The following is a 16,705-nucleotide window of genomic DNA, read 5'->3' on the forward strand; positions in this document are numbered from 1 at the left end:
GGCCGCACCCGAAGGAACCATCATGAAATCGTTGATTCGCCCGCTCGTCGTACTGTTCGTCATCCTGACCGCCGTGACGGGGCTCGCTTACCCGGCCGCGATGACCGTGTTCGGTCAGGCCGTGTTCCCGTCGCAGGCCAACGGCAGCCTGATCGAGCAGGACGGCAAGGTCGTCGGCTCCGCGCTGATCGGCCAGCCGTTCGATGCGCCGAAGTATTTCTGGGGCCGGCTGTCGGCCACCGCGCCGATGCCGTACAACGCAGCCGGCTCCGGCGGCTCGAACCTCGGCCCGCTGAACCCGTCGCTCGCCGATCAGGTGAAGGCGCGCCTCGCCGCGCTGCGCGATGCCGGCACCGACCTGTCGAAGCCGGTGCCGGTCGATCTCGTGACGGCGTCGGCGAGCGGCCTCGATCCGGAGATCACGCCGGCCGCCGCCGCGTACCAGGTCGAGCGCGTCGCGAAGGCGCGCAACCTGGCGCCGGACGCGGTCGCGCGACTCGTCGCCGCGAACACGACGGGCCGCCAGTTCGGCGTGCTCGGCGAGCCGCGCGTGAACGTGCTGAAGCTGAACCTCGCGCTCGACGCGGCGCAGGCCGCGCACTGACCGATCGCGCGTAGCGGCCGGCATCCGGCGCGCCTGAACCGCGCCGGATGCGCTTTTGCCGACGGCGCGCGCGCCGTCTTTGCCTTTTGCGGTGATTTGGAACCACAATGCTCGTACCCGCGCGCATCCGGGCGCTCCGCTTTCCTCACGCATGAACCGTCCCGATCCCGACCAACTTCTCGACAAGCTGCAGCGAGACGAAGAAAAGCAGCGGCGCGGCCAGCTCAAGGTCTTCTTCGGCGCGTCCGCCGGCGTCGGCAAGACCTACGCGATGCTGCAGGCCGCGCGGCAGCGCCGGCAGGAGGGCGTCGACGTCGTCGTCGGCATCGTCGAGACCCACGGCCGCGGCGAGACCGCCGCGCTGCTCGACGGCCTCGACGTGCTGCCGCCCGCCCGCATCGACCATCGCGGCCGCACGTTCGCCGAATTCGATCTGGACGGCGCGCTCGCGCGTGCGCCGCAACTGATCCTCGTCGACGAGCTCGCGCATTCGAACGTGCAGGGCGCACGGCACCTGAAGCGCTGGCAGGACGTCTACGAGCTGCTCGACGCGGGCATCGACGTGTATACGACCGTCAACGTCCAGCACCTCGAAAGCCTGAACGACGTGGTCGGCGCGATCACCGGCATCCGCGTGTGGGAGACCGTGCCCGATCGCGTGTTCGACGCGGCCGACGAAGTCACGCTCGTCGACCTGCCGGCCGAGGAGTTGCTCGAGCGCATGCGCGACGGCAAGGTCTATCTCGCGCAGCAGGCCGAGCGCGCGGTGCGCAACTTCTTCCGCAAGGGCAACCTGATCGCGCTGCGCGAGCTGGCGCTGCGGCGCACGGCCGATCGCGTCGACGCGCAGATGCGCGAGTACCGCGCCGATCGTTCGATCCAGCGCATCTGGCAGGCGCGTGAGCGGCTGCTCGTGTGCGTCGGCCCGGGCGCCGAAGCGCCGACGCTCGTGCGCGCGGCGGCGCGCCTGGCCGCGAGCCTGAAGGCCGACTGGATCGCCGTGTACGTCGAGACGCCGCGCCTGCAGCGGCTGCCCGACGCGCGGCGGCAGCGCACGCTCGACGCGCTGAAGCTCGCGGCCGAGCTCGGCGCGGAGACGGCCACGCTCGCCGGCGCCGACGCGGTCGCCGCGCTGATCGGCTATGCGAAGGTGCGCAACGTATCGAAGCTGGTCGCGGGCGGCTCGCCGAAGGTCGGGCTCGCGCGCCGCCTCGCGCGGCCGTTCGGCGAGCAATTGGCGGAACGCGCGGGCGACGTCGATCTGATGCTGATTCGCGCGTCCGCGAGCGACGAGGCGCGCGCCGCGCCGCTCGACGCGCGGGCGCGCGACTGGCGCGATGCGTTCGCGCAGTTCGGCACGCATCGTTCGCCGCCGCGCCATTACGCGTATGCGGCCGCGATCTGCGCGGCGATCACCGTCGTCGCGAGCGTCGTGTCCGGGCGGCTCGACCTCACGAATCTCGTGATGCTGTACCTGCTCGGCGTGGTGTTTTCGGCCGTACGGCTCGGGCGCGGCCCGGGCGTGCTGCAGTCGTTCCTGTCGGTGGCGGCGTTCGATTTCTTCTTCGTGCCGCCGCGCATGTCGTTCTCGGTCAGCGACACGCAATACCTGCTGACTTTCTTCGGGATGCTGCTGACCTCGCTCGTGATCAGCCACCTGACGTCGACGCTCACGCGCCAGGCGAGCGTCGCGCAGCGCCGCGAGCGACGCACCGGTGCGATCTACGCGATGGCGCGCGAGCTTGGCGCGGCGCTGACGACCGAGCAGATCGTCGAGATCGGCAGCCGCCACGTGGGCGAGGTGTTCCGCGCGCGCGTCGCGTTCCTGCTGCCCGACAGCGCGGACCAGGTACGGCAGAAGATCGAGGAGCCCGATGCGGCCGTCACGCTGGCGGGCGCGGAGCTCGACCGCGACGTCGGCCAGTGGGTGTACGACCAGCAGAAGCCGGCCGGGCGCGGCACCGATACGCTGCCGGCGACGGCCGCGCTGTACCTGCCGCTGAAGGCGCCGATGCGCACGCGCGGCGTGCTCGCGGTCGCATCGCGCGAGCCGCGCGAACTCGAGGTGCCCGAGCAGCAGCGGATGCTCGACGCATTCGCCGCGCAGATCGCGCTCGCGCTCGAGCGCGTGCATTACGTCGAGATCGCGCGCGACGCGCTCGTCAACATGGAGTCCGAGCGGCTGCGCAACTCGCTGCTGTCGGCGATCTCGCACGACCTGCGCACGCCGCTCACGACGATCGTCGGCTTTTCGTCGATGCTCGCGAACGGGCGCGCGGTCGCGCAGGCGGGCGACGCCGCGGCGGCTGCGCGGCTCGCGCAGCGCGAGGGCGAACTCGTCGACGCGATTCACGACGAGGCGCTGCGCATGACGGGCATCGTCACGAACCTGCTCGACATGGCGCGGCTGCAGGCCGGCAGCCTGCAGCTCAAGCGCCAGTGGTCGCTCCTCGAGGAAACCGTCGGCGCCGCGCTCGCCGCATGCCGGCGGGTGCTCGCGCGTCATCCCGTGCGCGTCGCGCTGCCGGCCGACCTGCCGTTGCTGCAGATGGACGCGGTGCTGATGGAGCGGCTGTTCACCAACCTGTTCGAGAACGCGGCGAAGTACACGCCGCCCGATACGTCGCTCGACATCGGTGCGGAGCGCGTGACCGACGACAACGGGAACCCGTTCGGGAACCCGTTCGTGCGCGTGCACGTCGACGATCACGGCCCCGGCTTGCCGGCCGGCATGGAGGCGCGGATCTTCGAGAAGTTCACGCGCGGCGAGAAGGAGTCGGCCACGCCCGGCATCGGGCTCGGGCTCGCGATCTGCCGCGCGATCGTCGAGGCGCACGGCGGTAAAATCGGCGCGCTCAACCGCGTCGCGCCCGACGGCCGCGTGACGGGTGCGCGCTTCTGGTTCACGCTGCCGGTCGACACGCCGCCGGCCGCGCCGGCCGTGCCCGACGACGAATCCGACCTGCCGGGCGCATCGCCCCCATCCGAGTCATTGCCAGACCATGAGTGAACCCAGCCTGACCGTCGTCCTGATCGAGGACGAAAAGCAGATCCGCCGCTTCGTGCGCGCCGCGCTCGAGGAGGAGGGCATCGCGGTGTTCGAGGCCGAGACGGGCAAGCAGGGGTTGATCGACGCGGCGACGCGCAAGCCCGACCTCGTGATCGTCGACCTCGGCCTGCCCGACACCGACGGCCTCGACGTGATCCGCGAGCTGCGCGGCTGGTCCGAGGTGCCGGTGATCGTGCTGTCCGCCCGCACGCAGGAGGAGGAGAAAGTCGCGGCGCTGGACGCGGGCGCCGACGATTACCTGACCAAGCCGTTCGGCGTGTCCGAACTGCGTGCGCGGATTCGCGCGCAACTGCGCCGGCGCAACCAGGGCGGCGCGAACGCGTCGCCGAAGGTGGCCTTCGGCACCGTGACCGTCGATCTCGCGCTGCGCCAGGTGTGGCGCGATGACGCGATCGTGCACCTGACGCCGCTCGAGTACCGGCTGCTCGCGACGCTCGTGCGTCACGCGGGGCGCGTGCTCACGCACCGCCAGTTGCTGCGCGACGTGTGGGGACCATCGCACGTCGAGAGCCATCATTACCTGCGTATCTACATGGCGCACCTGCGCCAGAAGCTCGAGGCCGATCCCGCGCAGCCCGAGCACATCGTCACCGAGACGGGCGTCGGCTATCGGCTCGTCGGCGCGGTGTGACGGGCGATGCGCGGCGGGGCACGCGGCCGAGGTGCCGCGCACCGGCAGGGTTGCGCCGGCGCGACAGTTTCGCGACCGCGGCCGCCCTTGCACACCGGCTGCGCAATCCCCGCTATCCTGACCGTTCCCCGAACGAAAACGAGGAGCGTGCAATGTCCGTCTGGTCGTCAGCTGTGCGCTGGCGCTGGCTGCGCCCGGCGCGTTCGCCCAGCCGCTGCCGCCCGGGCAGCAGCCGCCCGCGCAGGCGGCGCTGGCCAATCCCGCATCGGTCAACTGCGAGAAGCTCGGCGGTCGCCACGTGATCCGCAGCCTGCCGCGCGGGCAGGTCGGCATGTGCATGTTCAAGGATGGCCGCGTGTGCGAGGAGTGGGCGCTGTACCGGGACGACCGCTGCGTCGGCGGCGTCGCGCCCAAGCGCGTGGCGAACTGACTGCGTCCGGCCGGTCGCGCCCCGCATCGGCCGCCGCCGCGGCCCACAGCCGGCAGGTCCGTCAGCCTCTTGTTATACTCGGCGCCGCCCGGGGACGACCCCGGGTCATTCGCTTCAACGGGGACGGCCCCATCCGATATGGAGTACGTCGAGATGGCGTGGGTATGGTTGTTGATCGCCGGTTTGCTGGAAGTGGCCTGGGCGGCCGGCTTGAAATCGTCGGACGGCTTCACGAAGCTCGGTCCGTCGCTGTTTACGATCGTGACGGCGCTGGCCAGCTTCGGGCTGCTCGCGGTCGCGATGCGCCAGTTGCCGCTCGGCACCGCGTACGCGGTGTGGACGGGCATCGGCGCGGTCGGCGCGTTCGTGTTCGGCATCGTGATGATGGGCGAGGCGCTGACCGTCGCGCGTGTCGCGAGCGCGGCGCTGATCGTCGCGGGGCTGGTCGGCCTGAAGCTGTCGTCGGCCGCCTGACGACGGTGTCCCGGGCGCGGCCCCGCCGCGGAATTGCGCCGGCCGCCCGTCCGGCCTGTCTATAATGGAACGCATTCGGGCCTGAATACCGTCGTGCTGCTCGCGGTACGCGGTGCCGGTCGCCACGCGCCGCGCGGCCGGTCTGTCCGACCCGATCCGATCAATCGGCAAAACGCACGGAAAGTGCAAGGAGAGGGCCATGATCGAAGCCATTTCGCTCGGCGCGGGACTCGCGTGGGCGAGCGGCCTGCGCCTGTACCTGACGGTGCTGATCGCCGGCGTGCTGGCGCGGTTCGGCTGGCTCCACCTGCCCGACACGCTGGCCGTGCTGACATCGCCGTGGGTCATCGGCGCCGCAGCCGTGCTCGCCGTGACCGAATTCCTTGCCGACAAGATCCCCGCGTTCGACTCGCTGTGGGATGCCGTGCACACCTTCATCCGCATTCCGGCCGGCGCCGTGCTCGCGGCCGGCGCGCTCGGCCATGCCGATCCGACCATGCTGGCGGTCGCGGGGCTCGCCGGCGGCTCGCTTGCCGGCGCCGCGCACGTCGCGAAGGCCGGCACGCGCGCGCTGATCAACCTGTCTCCCGAACCGATTTCGAACTGGGTCGCGTCATCGACCGAGGACGGTCTCGTGGTCGGCGGGCTGGTCCTCGCGTTCTTCGTTCCGCTCGCATTCCTCGTGCTGCTCGCCGCGTTCGTCGCGGCGTCGGCATGGGCGCTGCCGCGCCTGTGGCGCGGCGTGTCGGGCGGTTTTCGCGGGATGGCGAATCACATGGTGTCGCGGCTCAACTCGATCGGAGGAAAACGCGATTGAAGGGGCCGCAACACGCGGTGCAGCCGCCGGCCGGGCAACCCGGCCATGACGGGCGCGCGCATGCGGGCCGCTTCGGCCTGCGCGACCTGATCCGCCAGGCTGCCCGGATGACCGCGCGCGACTGGCGCGCGGGCGAACTGACGCTGCTGGTCCTCGCGCTGGTGCTCGCGGTCGCGGCGCTGACGAGCGTCGGCTTTCTCGCCGACCGGCTGCGCCAGGGGCTCGAGCGCGACGCGCGCCAGATGCTCGGCGCCGATTTCGTCGTGCGCGCCGATCGCCCCGTCGATCCGTCGTTCGACCGGCAGGCCCGCGCGCTCGGCCTGCGTACCGCGACGACGGCCATCTTTCCGAGCATGATCGCGTCCGCCGCGGGCGGGCAGGCCGCCGACGCGGCGCCGTCGCGCCTCGCGGCCGTGAAGGCCGTGTCGCCCGGCTATCCGCTGCGCGGCGCGGTCGAGATCCTGCCGGCCGGCGCGGCCGTCGCGCGGAAGGCGACCGCGATTCCCGCGCCCGGCACCGTATGGGCCGACCCGGCGCTGCTCGACGCGCTGCACCTCAAGGCGGGCGATACGGTGCGCGTCGGGCTGCGCACGTTTACGGTCGCCGCCGCGATTGCCCGCGAGCTCGATCGCGGCTTTTCGTTCGTCAATTTTTCCCCGCGGCTGATGATGCGCGCGGACGAGCTCGCCGCGACCGGGCTCACGGGCTACGGCAGCCGCGTCACGTACCGGCTGCTGGTCGCCGGCGACGCACCGGCCGTCGCGCGCTTCGAAGCGTATGCACACGCGCGCGTCGACGGCGGGAAACTGCGCGGCGTCGGGCTCGAGTCGTTGCAGGAAGGGCAGCCGCAGGTGCGGCAGACACTGGATCGCGCACGCCATTTCCTGACGCTCGTCGCCTTGCTGACCGCGCTGCTCGCGGCGGTCGCGATTGCGATGGCCGCGCAGCGCTACATGCGGCGCCATCTCGACGGCTGCGCGACGATGCGCTGCCTCGGCGTGAGCCGCCGCACGCTCGGCGCGCTGTTCGCGCTCGAATTCGCCGGCGTCGGCATCGTGTCGGGCGCCGCAGGCGCGGTGCTCGGCTATGGCGGCCACTGGGCGTTGCTGGCCGCGCTCGGCAGCCTGATCGACGTCGTGCTGCCGCCGCCGACGCTGTGGCCGGCGCTGATCGGCATGGGCACCGCGCTCGTGCTGCTGCTCGGTTTCGCGCTGCCGCCGCTCGTGCCGCTCACGCGCGTGCCGCCGGTGCGCGTGCTGCGGCGCGAGTGGGGCGACGCATCGCGCACCGCGTGGGCCGCGTATGCGATCGGTGTCGTGCTGTTCGCGGGGCTGCTGATCGCGGCTGCCGGCAACCTGAAACTCGGCCTGATCGTCGCGGGCGGCTTCGCCGGCGCGCTGGTCGGGTTCGCGCTGATCGCCCGGCTCGTGCTGTTCGCGGCCGCGCGCGCGGTGCGCGATGCGCGCGTGGCCGCGGGCGTCGGCTGGCGATACGCGCTGGCGTCGCTGCACCGGCGCGGCACGGCCAGCGCGCTGCAGATCACCGCGCTCGCGCTCGGCCTGATGTGCCTGCTGCTGATCGCGATCACGCGCAACGACCTCGTGGCGGGCTGGCGGCAGTCGACGCCGCCCGACGCGCCAAACCAGTTCCTGATCGACATCCAGCCAGACCAGCGCGCCGATGTCGCCGCCTATCTGGCCGCGCACGGCGTGCGTGACGCCGTACCGGCGCCGATGGTGCGCGGCCGCCTCGTCGCGATCAACGGCAAGCCGGTGAATCCGGACGCGTACCCGTCCGAAGAGGCCCGCCGGCTCGTCGATCGCGAATTCAACTTGTCGTATACGACCGAGCTGCCGTCCGACAACCGGATCGTCGAAGGCGACTGGTTCGGTACTGCGGCCACGCCGCAGATCTCGATCGAAGCCGGCCTGGCGAAGACGCTGAACGTGAAGCCGGGCGACACGCTGCGCTTCGACGTGACGGGGCTGACGGTCGATGCGCCCGTCACGAGCGTGCGCAAGCTCGACTGGGGCTCGTTCCGCGTCAACTTCTTCGTGCTGATGCCGCCGCCGGTGCTGAAGGATTTTCCGGCCGTCTATCTGACGAGCTTCCATCTGCCGGCATCGGACGCCGCGTTGCTCGATCCGCTGATCGCGCGCTACCCGAACCTGACCGCGATCGACGTCGCGCCGATCCTCGCGCAGTTGCAGCGGATGATGCTGCAGGTGGTCGGGGCGGTGCAGTTCCTGTTTGCGTTCACGCTCGCAGCCGGCGTGCTCGTGCTGTATACGGCGCTCGCTGGCTCGCGCGACGAGCGCGTGCGCGAGGCCGCGCTGCTGCGCGCGCTCGGCGCGTCGCGCGCGCAGGTCAATGCGGTGCAGCGCGCGGAATTCATCGTGGTCGGCGCGCTGGCCGGCGCGCTCGCGTCGGCGGGCGCGATCGCGGTCGGCTGGGTGCTCGCGTCGCGCGTGTTCGACTTTCAGCTCGCCGTCGATCCGTGGCTCGTACCGGCCGGCATCGCGGCCGGCGTCGTCTGCGCCGGTGCGGCCGGCTGGCTGAGCCTGCATAATGTGTTGCGGCGCCCCGCGCTGCAGTCGCTGCGCGACGCCTGAGCGTCGCCGCAGCCCGAAGATCCCGTTTTCCGACAATCCGTATGACCGATGTGAATGACGATGCGCCGTCGCAGCCGACGGCGTTCGAACTCGTGGGCGGCGAAGCCCGCGTGCGCGAAATGGTGGACCGCTTCTACGACCTGATGGACCTCGAACCCGAGTTCGCGCAGATTCGTGCGCTGCATCCTCAGTCGCTCGACGGGTCGCGCGACAAGCTGTTCTGGTTCCTGTGCGGCTGGCTCGGCGGCCCCGACCACTACATCAGCCGGTTCGGCCATCCCCGGCTGCGCGCGCGGCACCTGCCGTTCCCGATCGCGTCGGTCGAGCGCGACCAGTGGCTGCGCTGCATGGCGTGGGCGATGGAGGATGTCGGGTTGCCGGAGCCGCTGCGCGAGCGGCTCATGCATTCGTTCTACGACACGGCCGACTGGATGCGCAACCGGCCCGGTTGATCGACCGGTACGCCGCTGCCCGCGTGCGGGGCGATCTGCGTCTGGGCGCCCGTGCAGCCCGGCGCGACACTGGCCGTTTCCCCCATCGATACGAGGTTCCCTCGATGACGACACAAGCGCTGTTTCGCGAAGACGCGTACCTCACGCAATGCGAGGCGATCGTCCAGGCCGTCGGCGACGATGGCATTCGGCTCGATCGCACGGTGTTCTATCCGCTCGGCGGCGGCCAGGCCGGCGACGCCGGCACGCTGACGCTGCCCGACGGCAGCACGATCGCGATTGCCGATACGCGCAAGGCGAAGTTCGACGGCGCGACGCCCGACGACGCCGTGCACGTGCCCGCGCCGGGCCAGGAGGCGCGCGTGGCGACGCTTGCTCCCGGCACGCGCGTGGTCGCCGCGATCGACTGGCTGCGTCGCTACCGGCACATGCGCCTGCACACGGCCGCGCACCTGATGTGCGCGGTGCTGCCGTACGCAGTCGACGGCTGCAGCGTGACGGCCGACTACGTGCGGCTCGATTTCGCGACGTCCGACGCGATCGACCGCGACGACGTCGAGCGGCGCCTCGCGAGCCTCGTCGGCGGCGCGCATCCGGTCACGACCGAATGGATCACCGACGACGAGATGGCCGAGCGGCCCGAACTCGTGCGCACGATGAGCGTGAAGCCGCCGATGGGCCTCGGCCGCGTGCGGCTGCTGCGCATCGAAAACGTCGACCTGCAGCCGTGCGGCGGCACGCATGTGCGCAACACGTCCGAAATCGGCGGGCTGCGGGTCGCGAAACTGGAAAAGAAGAGCGCGCGCACACGGCGCCTCGTACTGGAGTTTGCATGACGATCGATACCGGGAAAGCGGGCGCGGCGGCGCTCGATCCACAGGCACGGGAGATTCTCGATTTCTGGTTCGGTGAGCCGGGCTCGGCCGAATTCGGGCACGAACGCAAGATCTGGTTCAACGGCGGTGCGGCGTTCGACGACGTGCTGCGCACGCGTTACGGCGCGCTGCTCGACGCCGCGTGCGACGGCGCCTGCGATCACTGGGCCGGTTCGCCGGAGGGCGCGCTGGCGTTGATCGTCGTACTCGACCAGTTCTCGCGCAACATCCATCGCGGCACGCCGCGCGCGTTTGCCGCCGATCCGAAGGCGCTTGCGCTCGCCCGTCGCGTCGTCGCGGCTGGCTGGGACGCGCAGTTGCCGAGCGGACATCATCGTGCATTCGCGTATCTGCCGTTCGAGCACGACGAATCGGTCGAGAGCCAGCGCGAGGCCGTGCGCCTGTGCGCGGGCATCCGCGACGAGGCCGGGTGCGAGGGTTATCACCGCTTCGCGTTGCTGCATGCGGCGGTCGTCGAGCGCTTCGGCCGCTTTCCGCACCGGAACGCGATTCTCGGTCGCGCGTCGACCGACGAGGAAACGGCGTTTCTGCGGGAGCCCGGTTCGTCGTTCTGACGATCGGGTGTGACGACGGAAGGGGCGGCGAGAGCGCGGCGGATTCGTGCCGCCGGCCGGCCTCGCGCAAAGCGCGCGGCCAGTGCCGAAGAGGAAAGTAACGGCGGGCAGGACGGCGCATCGCGCCGCCCCGTGTCACTGCAGGTGCTGTTCGGGCGTGCGTACGTAGACGCGCAGCAGTTCCGCGTTGTCGCCCGGGCGGGCGCCGGTCCAGAACAGCTTCCATTCGTTGCCGGGCGCCGGATCGACGGCCCGTACGCCCTGCACGATCATCCACGTGCAGCGCGTCGTCTTCGCGTCGTCGATCGGCGTGTGCTGGATGCCGGAGAAGTAGTACAACATCGGCGCTTCCGATTCGCCGAGCCCGTGCAGGCTCGCCATGCAGTCGCCGTCGTTCCATTCGAGCGCGAGATGCGCGTTCAGGTCGTCGAACACCGAGCGATAGCTCTTCGCGATGTCGAGCCACGGAAGCAGCAGCGTATAGATCAGCCCCCACGCGACGAGCGCGCCGGCGCCCCACGACAGCGCGCCGCGCCACAGGCCCGTCGTGCGCAGCGACGGCAGCAGCGTCAGCCAGCCGACCGTCAGCGCGAGCGCGCCGGTCACGAGCGCGGGCTGGATCGGCATCGTCCAGTCGAGCGGCAGCCAGCGGCCGAGTAGCGCGAGATCGGCATGCGACGCAGCCGGATCGGCCATCACCGCCCAGATCGCCCATGCGAGCACGACGACCGTGCCGAACAGGATGCGGCTCAGGTAATCCCACGCGAGATGCAGCCGGCGCGGCAGGCGGTCGATCGCCTGCGCGGCGACCAGCGCGAGCGGGGCGAAGAACGGCAGGATGTAGAGCTGGCGCGACGTCGCGGACACCTGCAGCACCACGAGCCCGATGCTGGCGAACAGCACGGGCAGCGCGATGCGCGGCGCGCGCCAGTCGCGCCATGCGCCGCGGGCGAGCGCGACGATCGCGAGCGGCGCGACCGGGAAGCCGACGAGCAGGAACGCACGCAGGATGAAGAACGGCTTGTCGTTTTCGGCGCCCAGTTCGGGAACGGAGAAGCCGAAGAAGCGGCCGACGTTGTTGTCCCAGAACCACGTCATGAACAGCGTTTCCGAGCGCAGGAACAGGGCGGTCGGCCAGATCAGCGCGAACGGCGCGAACACGAGTGCGGCAATGCCGAGCGCGCGTGCGAACGAGCGGGTGCGGCAGGCCGGATAGAGCGCCAGCGTGCAGGAAAGCGTGGCCGCGAATACGAGCGGCACGAACAGCCCTTTCGCCATCAACGCGACGCCGACGCCCGCGCCGAAGATCGGCGCGGCCCAGCGGCTCGCCGGATGCGCCGGCAGCCCGTGCCGCATCTGCTGCGCACGTGCGACGTGCTGCATCACGAGTTCGAGCAGCCCGCAGAACCCCATTGCCGTGCCGGCAAACAGCGCGACGTCCGTCATCATGTCGTGCACGTGCTTGATGACGACGAGCGTGCCCGCGCTCAGCACGACCGGGCCGAGCACGCGCAGGTCGAACCAGTCGTCCGCCCGGCTGGCCACGCGGGCCGCGCGCGCGATGAAGCCGAACGCGAGCGCGGCGAACAGCGCGCTCGCGAGGCGCGCCGCGTCGTGCAGCGGCATCACGCGCTGCAGCAGCCACGCGAGGCTGGTCGCGACCCACGCGTAAAGCGGCGGCTTTTCCATGAACGGCAGGCCGGCATTGGTCGGCACGACGAAGTCGCCGGTCTCGAGCATGTGCTGGATGATGCCGAACGTATAGGTTTCGTCCTGTTTCCACGGATCGTGCCCGAGCACGCCGGGCAGCGTGTACGCACACACCAGTGCGACGACGAACAGCCATGTGCGCCAGCCGAGCAGCAGCGAGCGCTCGCGTGGGGTGTGGGTGACGGCGATCGACGCGGCGACGGGCGTGCCGGCGACGTCCAGCGTCGCGATGACGTCGGTATCGGCGGTCGAGCGGGTGTGCGCAGCCGGGGCGGGCACGGGCGTGCGTCGCCGGCTGGGCGCTGCGGTTCCAGGCATGGAAAAGATCTCGGGTCGAGCGAGCCGGTCCGGCGACATGGGCAGGACCGATAAGGGGCTATATCCGGGTAACGGACAGCGTGTTCAAGACACCTGTCCGAATGCCCGCTAGTAAAACACGGAATTGTTACGGACGTTTACTGAAACTGTCACGGAATTGTGGAGATTTGTGGCGCTGTGACCACGGGGCGGTTTCGACCGCCGTATTGTTGCGCCGCGCGTCAGCTTAGCGGCCGCCGCCGACGTCGAGCAGGGCGCCTGTCGTGTAGGACGCCGTATCGCCGAGCAGCCACACGATCGCCTCGGCGATCTCCTGCGCTTCGCCCGCGCGACCGAGCGGTGTCTGCGCGCCGAGACGGGCCGCACGGTCCGGCTGGCCGCCGCTTGCATGAATGTCGGTCTCGATCAGGCCGGGGCGCACCGCGTTCACGCGCACGCCGTGCGGGCCGAGTTCCTTTGCCAGACCGATCGTCAGCGAATCGACCGCGCCTTTCGAGCCCGCGTAGTCGACGTACTCGTTCGGCGAGCCGAGCCGCGACGCGATCGACGACACGTTGACGATCGCGCCGCCGCGGCCGCCGCGGTCGGTGGACAGCCGGCGCGCGGCTTCGCGCGCACACAGGTAGGCGCCGAGCACGTTGGTATCGAACATCCGCCGCAGCCGGTCGACCGGCATGTCGGCGAGCGGCATCGACGGCGCGACGATGCCTGCATTGTTGACCAGCGCGTCGAGCCGCCCGAATTCGGCGGCAACGGTGTCGAACATCGCGACGACGTCCGCCTCGTTCGCGACATCGCCCGCGACGATGCACGCGCGGCCACCCGCGTCGCGCACGGCCTGCGCGGTCCGTTCGGCCGCCGCCGCGTCGCGCGCGTAGTTGATGCCCACGTCCCAGCCGCGTTCGGCCGCGAGCACGGCGGTCGCGCGGCCGATGCCACGGCTCGCGCCGGTAATGAGGACGGCCTTGCGGTCGGACGGTGCGGTCATCGCGTGCGGGTTCCGGTGAGGGTTACTTCGCTGCGTCGGGTGCCCACTTGTCGCGGGCGGGCGGCTGGTAGCGGCGCAGCCGCTCGATCAGCCCGGCGGGTTCCGATTCGACGCACAGCGCGTCGAAGTAGGCCGGCCGCATGAAGCCTTCGTCGACCGTATGGCGCAACAGCGCGATCAGCGGATCGTAGAACGCATCGATGTTGTAGAGCGCGACGGGCTTGCGGTGATAGCCGAGCTGCGCCCACGTGTAGACCTCGAAGAGCTCCTCGAGCGTGCCGGCGCCGCCGGGCATCGCGACGAACGCATCGGAGAGGTCGGCCATCATCTTCTTGCGATGGTGCATGTCGGGCACCACGTGCAGTTCCGACAGCCCCGTATGGCCGACTTCCTTGTCGACGAGCAGCTCGGGGATCACGCCGACCGCACGGCCGCCGGCCGCCATCACTTCGTCGGCGATCACACCCATCAGGCCGACGCGGCCGCCGCCGTACACGAGCGTGAGGCCCTCGTCGACCAGCGCGCGGCCGAATGCGCGCGCGGCATCGGCATAGACGGGCCGCACGCCGGACGACGAGCCGCAGTAAACGCAGACCGCCTTCATTGCTTGGCGTCCTTGGCGGCGGCTTGACCGGTGGCGACGGGCCCGCCGGCCGGGCGCGGCGAACCGTCGCGCGGCGGCAGGTAGTCGGAGAACTGGCGCTTGGGCAGCTTGCCGGAGACCAGATCGTCGAACAGCTGGCGCGAGCGGCCGCGCAGGTACGGGGCCATGATCGAGATCACGTGCATGCTCACCTGGTGCAGCTCTTCGCGGATCGCGTCCTGGTCGTTGTATTTGCGCGGATGCATCACGTACTGGTACGACAGCCAGTACGTCGAGATCACCGCCATGTTGGTCGCGATGACTTCGATCTCGGCGGGCGTCGCGACCATTTCGGCGTCGGAGACGAGCAGCTCGCACATGTCGTGCGCGAAGCGCACCTTGTGGCTGATGATCTGCTTGAAGTGCGTCTCGAGCGTGCGGTTGCGTGCGAGCAGGTCGTTGAGGTCGCGATACAGGAACCGGTAGGTCCACATGAAATCGGCCATGTACTGCAGGTACGACCAGGTTTCGTCGATCGTCGGACGGTGATCTTCGGGGAAGCGCAGCCGCCGTTCGATCTGCTGCTCGAACTGCGCGAAGATGCTGTTGATGATGTCGTCCTTGTTGCGGAAATGGTAGTACAGGTTGCCTGGACTGATTTCCATTTCCTCGGCGATCGTCGTGGTGGTGACGTTCGGCTCGCCGATCTCGTTGAAGAGTTTCAACGACAACTCGAGAATCCGTTCGCGGGTGCGGCGGGGAGGTTTCGCTTCCATGTCGTCCGGCCCTGTGTGTGCCGGACTGGCGGGCGCTGCAATCGATGCTGCGTGATTCGTCCGGCGCGGGTTGCTGTTCTATGTCTAGCGGACGATTATAAACCGGGGTTTCGCCACATCGGGGCATTTCGTGATCGCGGCCCCGCGCGGCGCATGGTGCGTCGCCGCATGCGGGTGGCGGGGCAGGCGCCCGGCAGGGCTAGAAGCCGAGCCAGCGTGCGACGACCGGGCCGAGCACGAAGCCCCAGGTCGTCACGCACGCGAACAGCGCGACCGTCACGGCCGCGCTGCCGAGGTCCTTCGCGCGCTTCGAGAGTTCGTGGCGCTCGAGCGAGATGCGGTCGATCGCGGCTTCGACGCTCGAGTTCAGCAGCTCGACGATCAGCACCAGCAGCACCGAGGCGATCAGCAGCGCGCGCGACGCGGCCGGCACCGGCGCGAAGGCGCCGATCGGCAGCATCAGCGCGGCGAGCGTGAGCTCCTGGCGAAACGCGCTTTCCTCGCGGATCGCGACGCGAAAGCCATTCAGCGAATGCTTGAGCGCGAACCACGCACGCGTGATGCCGCGGTGGCGCTTGTACGGGTTCGGCGGCAGCGGCGTCAGCCGATCGTCGGGGCCGAGCGGCTCATGCGGATGCGCGTCCGTTTCGGCGTGCGGCTCTTCCTCGTCGAACGGCCGGTGCCGTTGCGGCGTTGCGTTAAAGGGCGGGGTCTTGTCGTTCAGGTCTCGTTTCAAACGGCGGCACCTTCGGCGGGCGAGTACGCGGTCTTCGGCAGCGGCTTCAGGTGCGACGCGAACTGCTCGGATGCCGCGCGCCACGAGAAGCGTTCCGCCCACGCGCGCGCAGTCGTGCGTTCGATCTTCAGCGCCTCGAGGCAGGCTTCCTGCAGGTCCTCGTGCATCGCGCCGGCGTCGCCTCCGCTGAGCACGTCGATCGGGCCCGTGACGGGATACGCGGCCACCGGCGTGCCGCAGGCGAGCGCCTCGAGCAGCACGAGGCCGAACGTGTCGGTGCGACTCGGGAACACGAACACGTCGGCCGCAGCATACACCTTCGCGAGTTCGGCCTGCGACAGCACGCCAAGATAGTTCGCCTCCGGGTAGCGCGACTTCAGCTCCGCGAGCGCGGGGCCTTCGCCCGCGACCCATTTCGAGCCGGGCAGATCGAGGCGCAGGAACGCCTCGACGTTCTTCTCGATCGCGACGCGGCCCACGTACAGGAAGATCGGCCGCGCGGTATTGAGCACCTTCGACTCCATCGGATGGAAGATGTCGAGATCGACGCCGCGCGTCCACAGCACCACGTTCGTGAAGCCGTATTTCTCGAGATCCTGCTTGACGACCGGCGTCGGCGCCATCACCGCGAGCGACGGGCCGTGGAACCAGTGCAGGAAGCGGTAGGTCGCGGCGAGCGGAATACCGAAGCGCGCCTGCACGTATTCCGGAAAGCGCGTGTGGTAGGCGGTCGTGTACGGCAGCTTGCGGGCGCGTGCATAGCGCCGGGCGGCCAGTCCGAGCGGGCCTTCGGTCGCGATGTGCAGCGCGTCGGGCGCGAACGCATCGATCCGCGCGCGCAGCTTGCGGTACGGCAGGATCGACAGGCGGATCTCGGGGTAGGTCGGGCAGGGCACCGTGCGGAATTCCAGCGGCGTCAGCAGTTCGACGCGGTGGCCGAGCGCCGTGAGTTCGCGCGACGTGCTTTTCAGCGTGCGCACGACGCCGTTGACCTGCGGTTCCCACGCATCGGTGACGATCATGATCTTCATCGCGGCATCTGTCCTGTAAGTAA

The 16,705-nt window shown here is 70.1% G+C and carries 16 protein-coding genes; 10 read left to right on the forward strand and 6 right to left on the reverse strand.

Annotated elements, in window-relative coordinates; all coding sequences use genetic code 11:
- Positions 1-22 precede the first annotated feature (22 nt).
- From kdpC to WT97_RS24390, 10 genes are all read left to right on the forward strand, one after another.
- Positions 23-604, forward strand: a complete 582-nt coding sequence (gene kdpC / locus WT97_RS24345; protein ID WP_060354568.1) for a potassium-transporting ATPase subunit KdpC — start codon at positions 23-25, stop codon at positions 602-604.
- Between the two features lie 151 nt (positions 605-755).
- Positions 756-3,614, forward strand: a complete 2,859-nt coding sequence (locus tag WT97_RS24350; RefSeq protein WP_060354569.1) for a DUF4118 domain-containing protein — start codon at positions 756-758, stop codon at positions 3,612-3,614.
- A complete protein-coding gene (kdpE, locus tag WT97_RS24355; protein WP_059499219.1) occupies positions 3,607-4,305 on the forward strand; it encodes a two-component system response regulator KdpE in 699 nt (232 codons plus the stop codon). The genes WT97_RS24350 and kdpE overlap by 8 nt, the downstream gene beginning before the upstream one ends.
- Before the next feature lie 160 nt (positions 4,306-4,465).
- On the forward strand, positions 4,466-4,735 hold the full coding sequence (locus WT97_RS24360) for a DUF333 domain-containing protein (RefSeq protein WP_082751478.1): 270 nt from the start codon (positions 4,466-4,468) through the stop codon (positions 4,733-4,735).
- 153 nt (positions 4,736-4,888) lie between these two features.
- On the forward strand, positions 4,889-5,209 hold the full coding sequence (sugE, locus tag WT97_RS24365) for a quaternary ammonium compound efflux SMR transporter SugE (RefSeq protein WP_034208737.1): 321 nt from the start codon (positions 4,889-4,891) through the stop codon (positions 5,207-5,209).
- A 199-nt stretch (positions 5,210-5,408) separates the two neighbouring features.
- Positions 5,409-6,026: a DUF4126 domain-containing protein gene (locus tag WT97_RS24370; RefSeq protein WP_034207994.1), complete on the forward strand. Its 618-nt coding sequence runs from the start codon at positions 5,409-5,411 to the stop codon at positions 6,024-6,026.
- Positions 6,023-8,638 carry an ABC transporter permease gene (locus WT97_RS24375; protein ID WP_060354571.1) on the forward strand — a complete coding sequence of 872 codons (2,616 nt, stop codon included), beginning with the start codon at positions 6,023-6,025 and terminating at the stop codon, positions 8,636-8,638. Before WT97_RS24370 ends, WT97_RS24375 begins: the two co-directional genes overlap by 4 nt.
- Before the next feature lie 41 nt (positions 8,639-8,679).
- Positions 8,680-9,090 carry a group II truncated hemoglobin gene (locus WT97_RS24380; RefSeq protein WP_059499221.1) on the forward strand — a complete coding sequence of 137 codons (411 nt, stop codon included), beginning with the start codon at positions 8,680-8,682 and terminating at the stop codon, positions 9,088-9,090.
- A gap of 104 nt (positions 9,091-9,194) precedes the next feature.
- A complete protein-coding gene (locus WT97_RS24385; protein WP_059791295.1) occupies positions 9,195-9,926 on the forward strand; it encodes an alanyl-tRNA editing protein in 732 nt (243 codons plus the stop codon).
- Positions 9,923-10,540 (forward strand): DUF924 family protein, encoded by a 618-nt coding sequence (locus tag WT97_RS24390; RefSeq protein WP_059499223.1) that lies wholly within the window; start codon positions 9,923-9,925, stop codon positions 10,538-10,540. The genes WT97_RS24385 and WT97_RS24390 overlap by 4 nt, the downstream gene beginning before the upstream one ends.
- A 135-nt stretch (positions 10,541-10,675) precedes the next feature.
- Here WT97_RS24390 and WT97_RS24395 read toward each other — a convergent pair whose 3' ends face one another.
- The 6 genes from WT97_RS24395 to WT97_RS24420 all read right to left on the reverse strand — a co-directional run bounded on the left by WT97_RS24395 (position 10,676) and on the right by WT97_RS24420 (position 16,682).
- Positions 10,676-12,568, reverse strand: a complete 1,893-nt coding sequence (locus WT97_RS24395) for a glycosyltransferase family 39 protein (RefSeq protein WP_060354572.1) — start codon at positions 12,566-12,568, stop codon at positions 10,676-10,678.
- Positions 12,569-12,794: 226 nt separating this feature from the next.
- The gene (locus WT97_RS24400; protein WP_059499225.1) at positions 12,795-13,556 is read right to left on the reverse strand and encodes an SDR family oxidoreductase; all 762 of its coding nucleotides are present in this window, start codon (positions 13,554-13,556) and stop codon (positions 12,795-12,797) included.
- A gap of 22 nt (positions 13,557-13,578) precedes the next feature.
- A complete protein-coding gene (locus tag WT97_RS24405; RefSeq protein WP_059499226.1) occupies positions 13,579-14,160 on the reverse strand; it encodes a TIGR00730 family Rossman fold protein in 582 nt (193 codons plus the stop codon).
- Complete coding sequence (locus WT97_RS24410) at positions 14,157-14,915, reverse strand: TetR/AcrR family transcriptional regulator (RefSeq protein ID WP_034207986.1); 759 nt, start codon at positions 14,913-14,915, stop codon at positions 14,157-14,159. Before WT97_RS24410 ends, WT97_RS24405 begins: the two co-directional genes overlap by 4 nt.
- A gap of 199 nt (positions 14,916-15,114) precedes the next feature.
- Positions 15,115-15,651, reverse strand: a complete 537-nt coding sequence (locus WT97_RS24415; protein ID WP_059499227.1) for a diacylglycerol kinase — start codon at positions 15,649-15,651, stop codon at positions 15,115-15,117.
- Positions 15,648-16,682: a glycosyltransferase family 1 protein gene (locus WT97_RS24420; protein WP_059499228.1), complete on the reverse strand. Its 1,035-nt coding sequence runs from the start codon at positions 16,680-16,682 to the stop codon at positions 15,648-15,650. Before WT97_RS24420 ends, WT97_RS24415 begins: the two co-directional genes overlap by 4 nt.
- Between the last annotated feature and the right edge of the window lie 23 nt (positions 16,683-16,705).

Source organism: Burkholderia sp. MSMB1459WGS, from assembly GCF_001534535.1.
Taxonomy (GTDB): domain Bacteria; phylum Pseudomonadota; class Gammaproteobacteria; order Burkholderiales; family Burkholderiaceae; genus Burkholderia.

Coding starts and splice junctions, on each gene's coding strand:
- WT97_RS24420 (WP_059499228.1), bottom strand. CDS start 16,682: ATGAAGATCATGATCGTCACCGATGCGTGGGAACCGCAGGTCAACGGC.
- kdpC (WP_060354568.1), top strand. CDS start 23: ATGAAATCGTTGATTCGCCCGCTCGTCGTACTGTTCGTCATCCTGACC.
- WT97_RS24410 (WP_034207986.1), bottom strand. CDS start 14,915: ATGGAAGCGAAACCTCCCCGCCGCACCCGCGAACGGATTCTCGAGTTG.
- WT97_RS24390 (WP_059499223.1), top strand. CDS start 9,923: ATGACGATCGATACCGGGAAAGCGGGCGCGGCGGCGCTCGATCCACAG.
- WT97_RS24405 (WP_059499226.1), bottom strand. CDS start 14,160: ATGAAGGCGGTCTGCGTTTACTGCGGCTCGTCGTCCGGCGTGCGGCCC.
- WT97_RS24400 (WP_059499225.1), bottom strand. CDS start 13,556: ATGACCGCACCGTCCGACCGCAAGGCCGTCCTCATTACCGGCGCGAGC.
- sugE (WP_034208737.1), top strand. CDS start 4,889: ATGGCGTGGGTATGGTTGTTGATCGCCGGTTTGCTGGAAGTGGCCTGG.
- WT97_RS24380 (WP_059499221.1), top strand. CDS start 8,680: ATGACCGATGTGAATGACGATGCGCCGTCGCAGCCGACGGCGTTCGAA.
- WT97_RS24350 (WP_060354569.1), top strand. CDS start 756: ATGAACCGTCCCGATCCCGACCAACTTCTCGACAAGCTGCAGCGAGAC.
- WT97_RS24395 (WP_060354572.1), bottom strand. CDS start 12,568: ATGCCTGGAACCGCAGCGCCCAGCCGGCGACGCACGCCCGTGCCCGCC.
- WT97_RS24370 (WP_034207994.1), top strand. CDS start 5,409: ATGATCGAAGCCATTTCGCTCGGCGCGGGACTCGCGTGGGCGAGCGGC.
- kdpE (WP_059499219.1), top strand. CDS start 3,607: ATGAGTGAACCCAGCCTGACCGTCGTCCTGATCGAGGACGAAAAGCAG.
- WT97_RS24385 (WP_059791295.1), top strand. CDS start 9,195: ATGACGACACAAGCGCTGTTTCGCGAAGACGCGTACCTCACGCAATGC.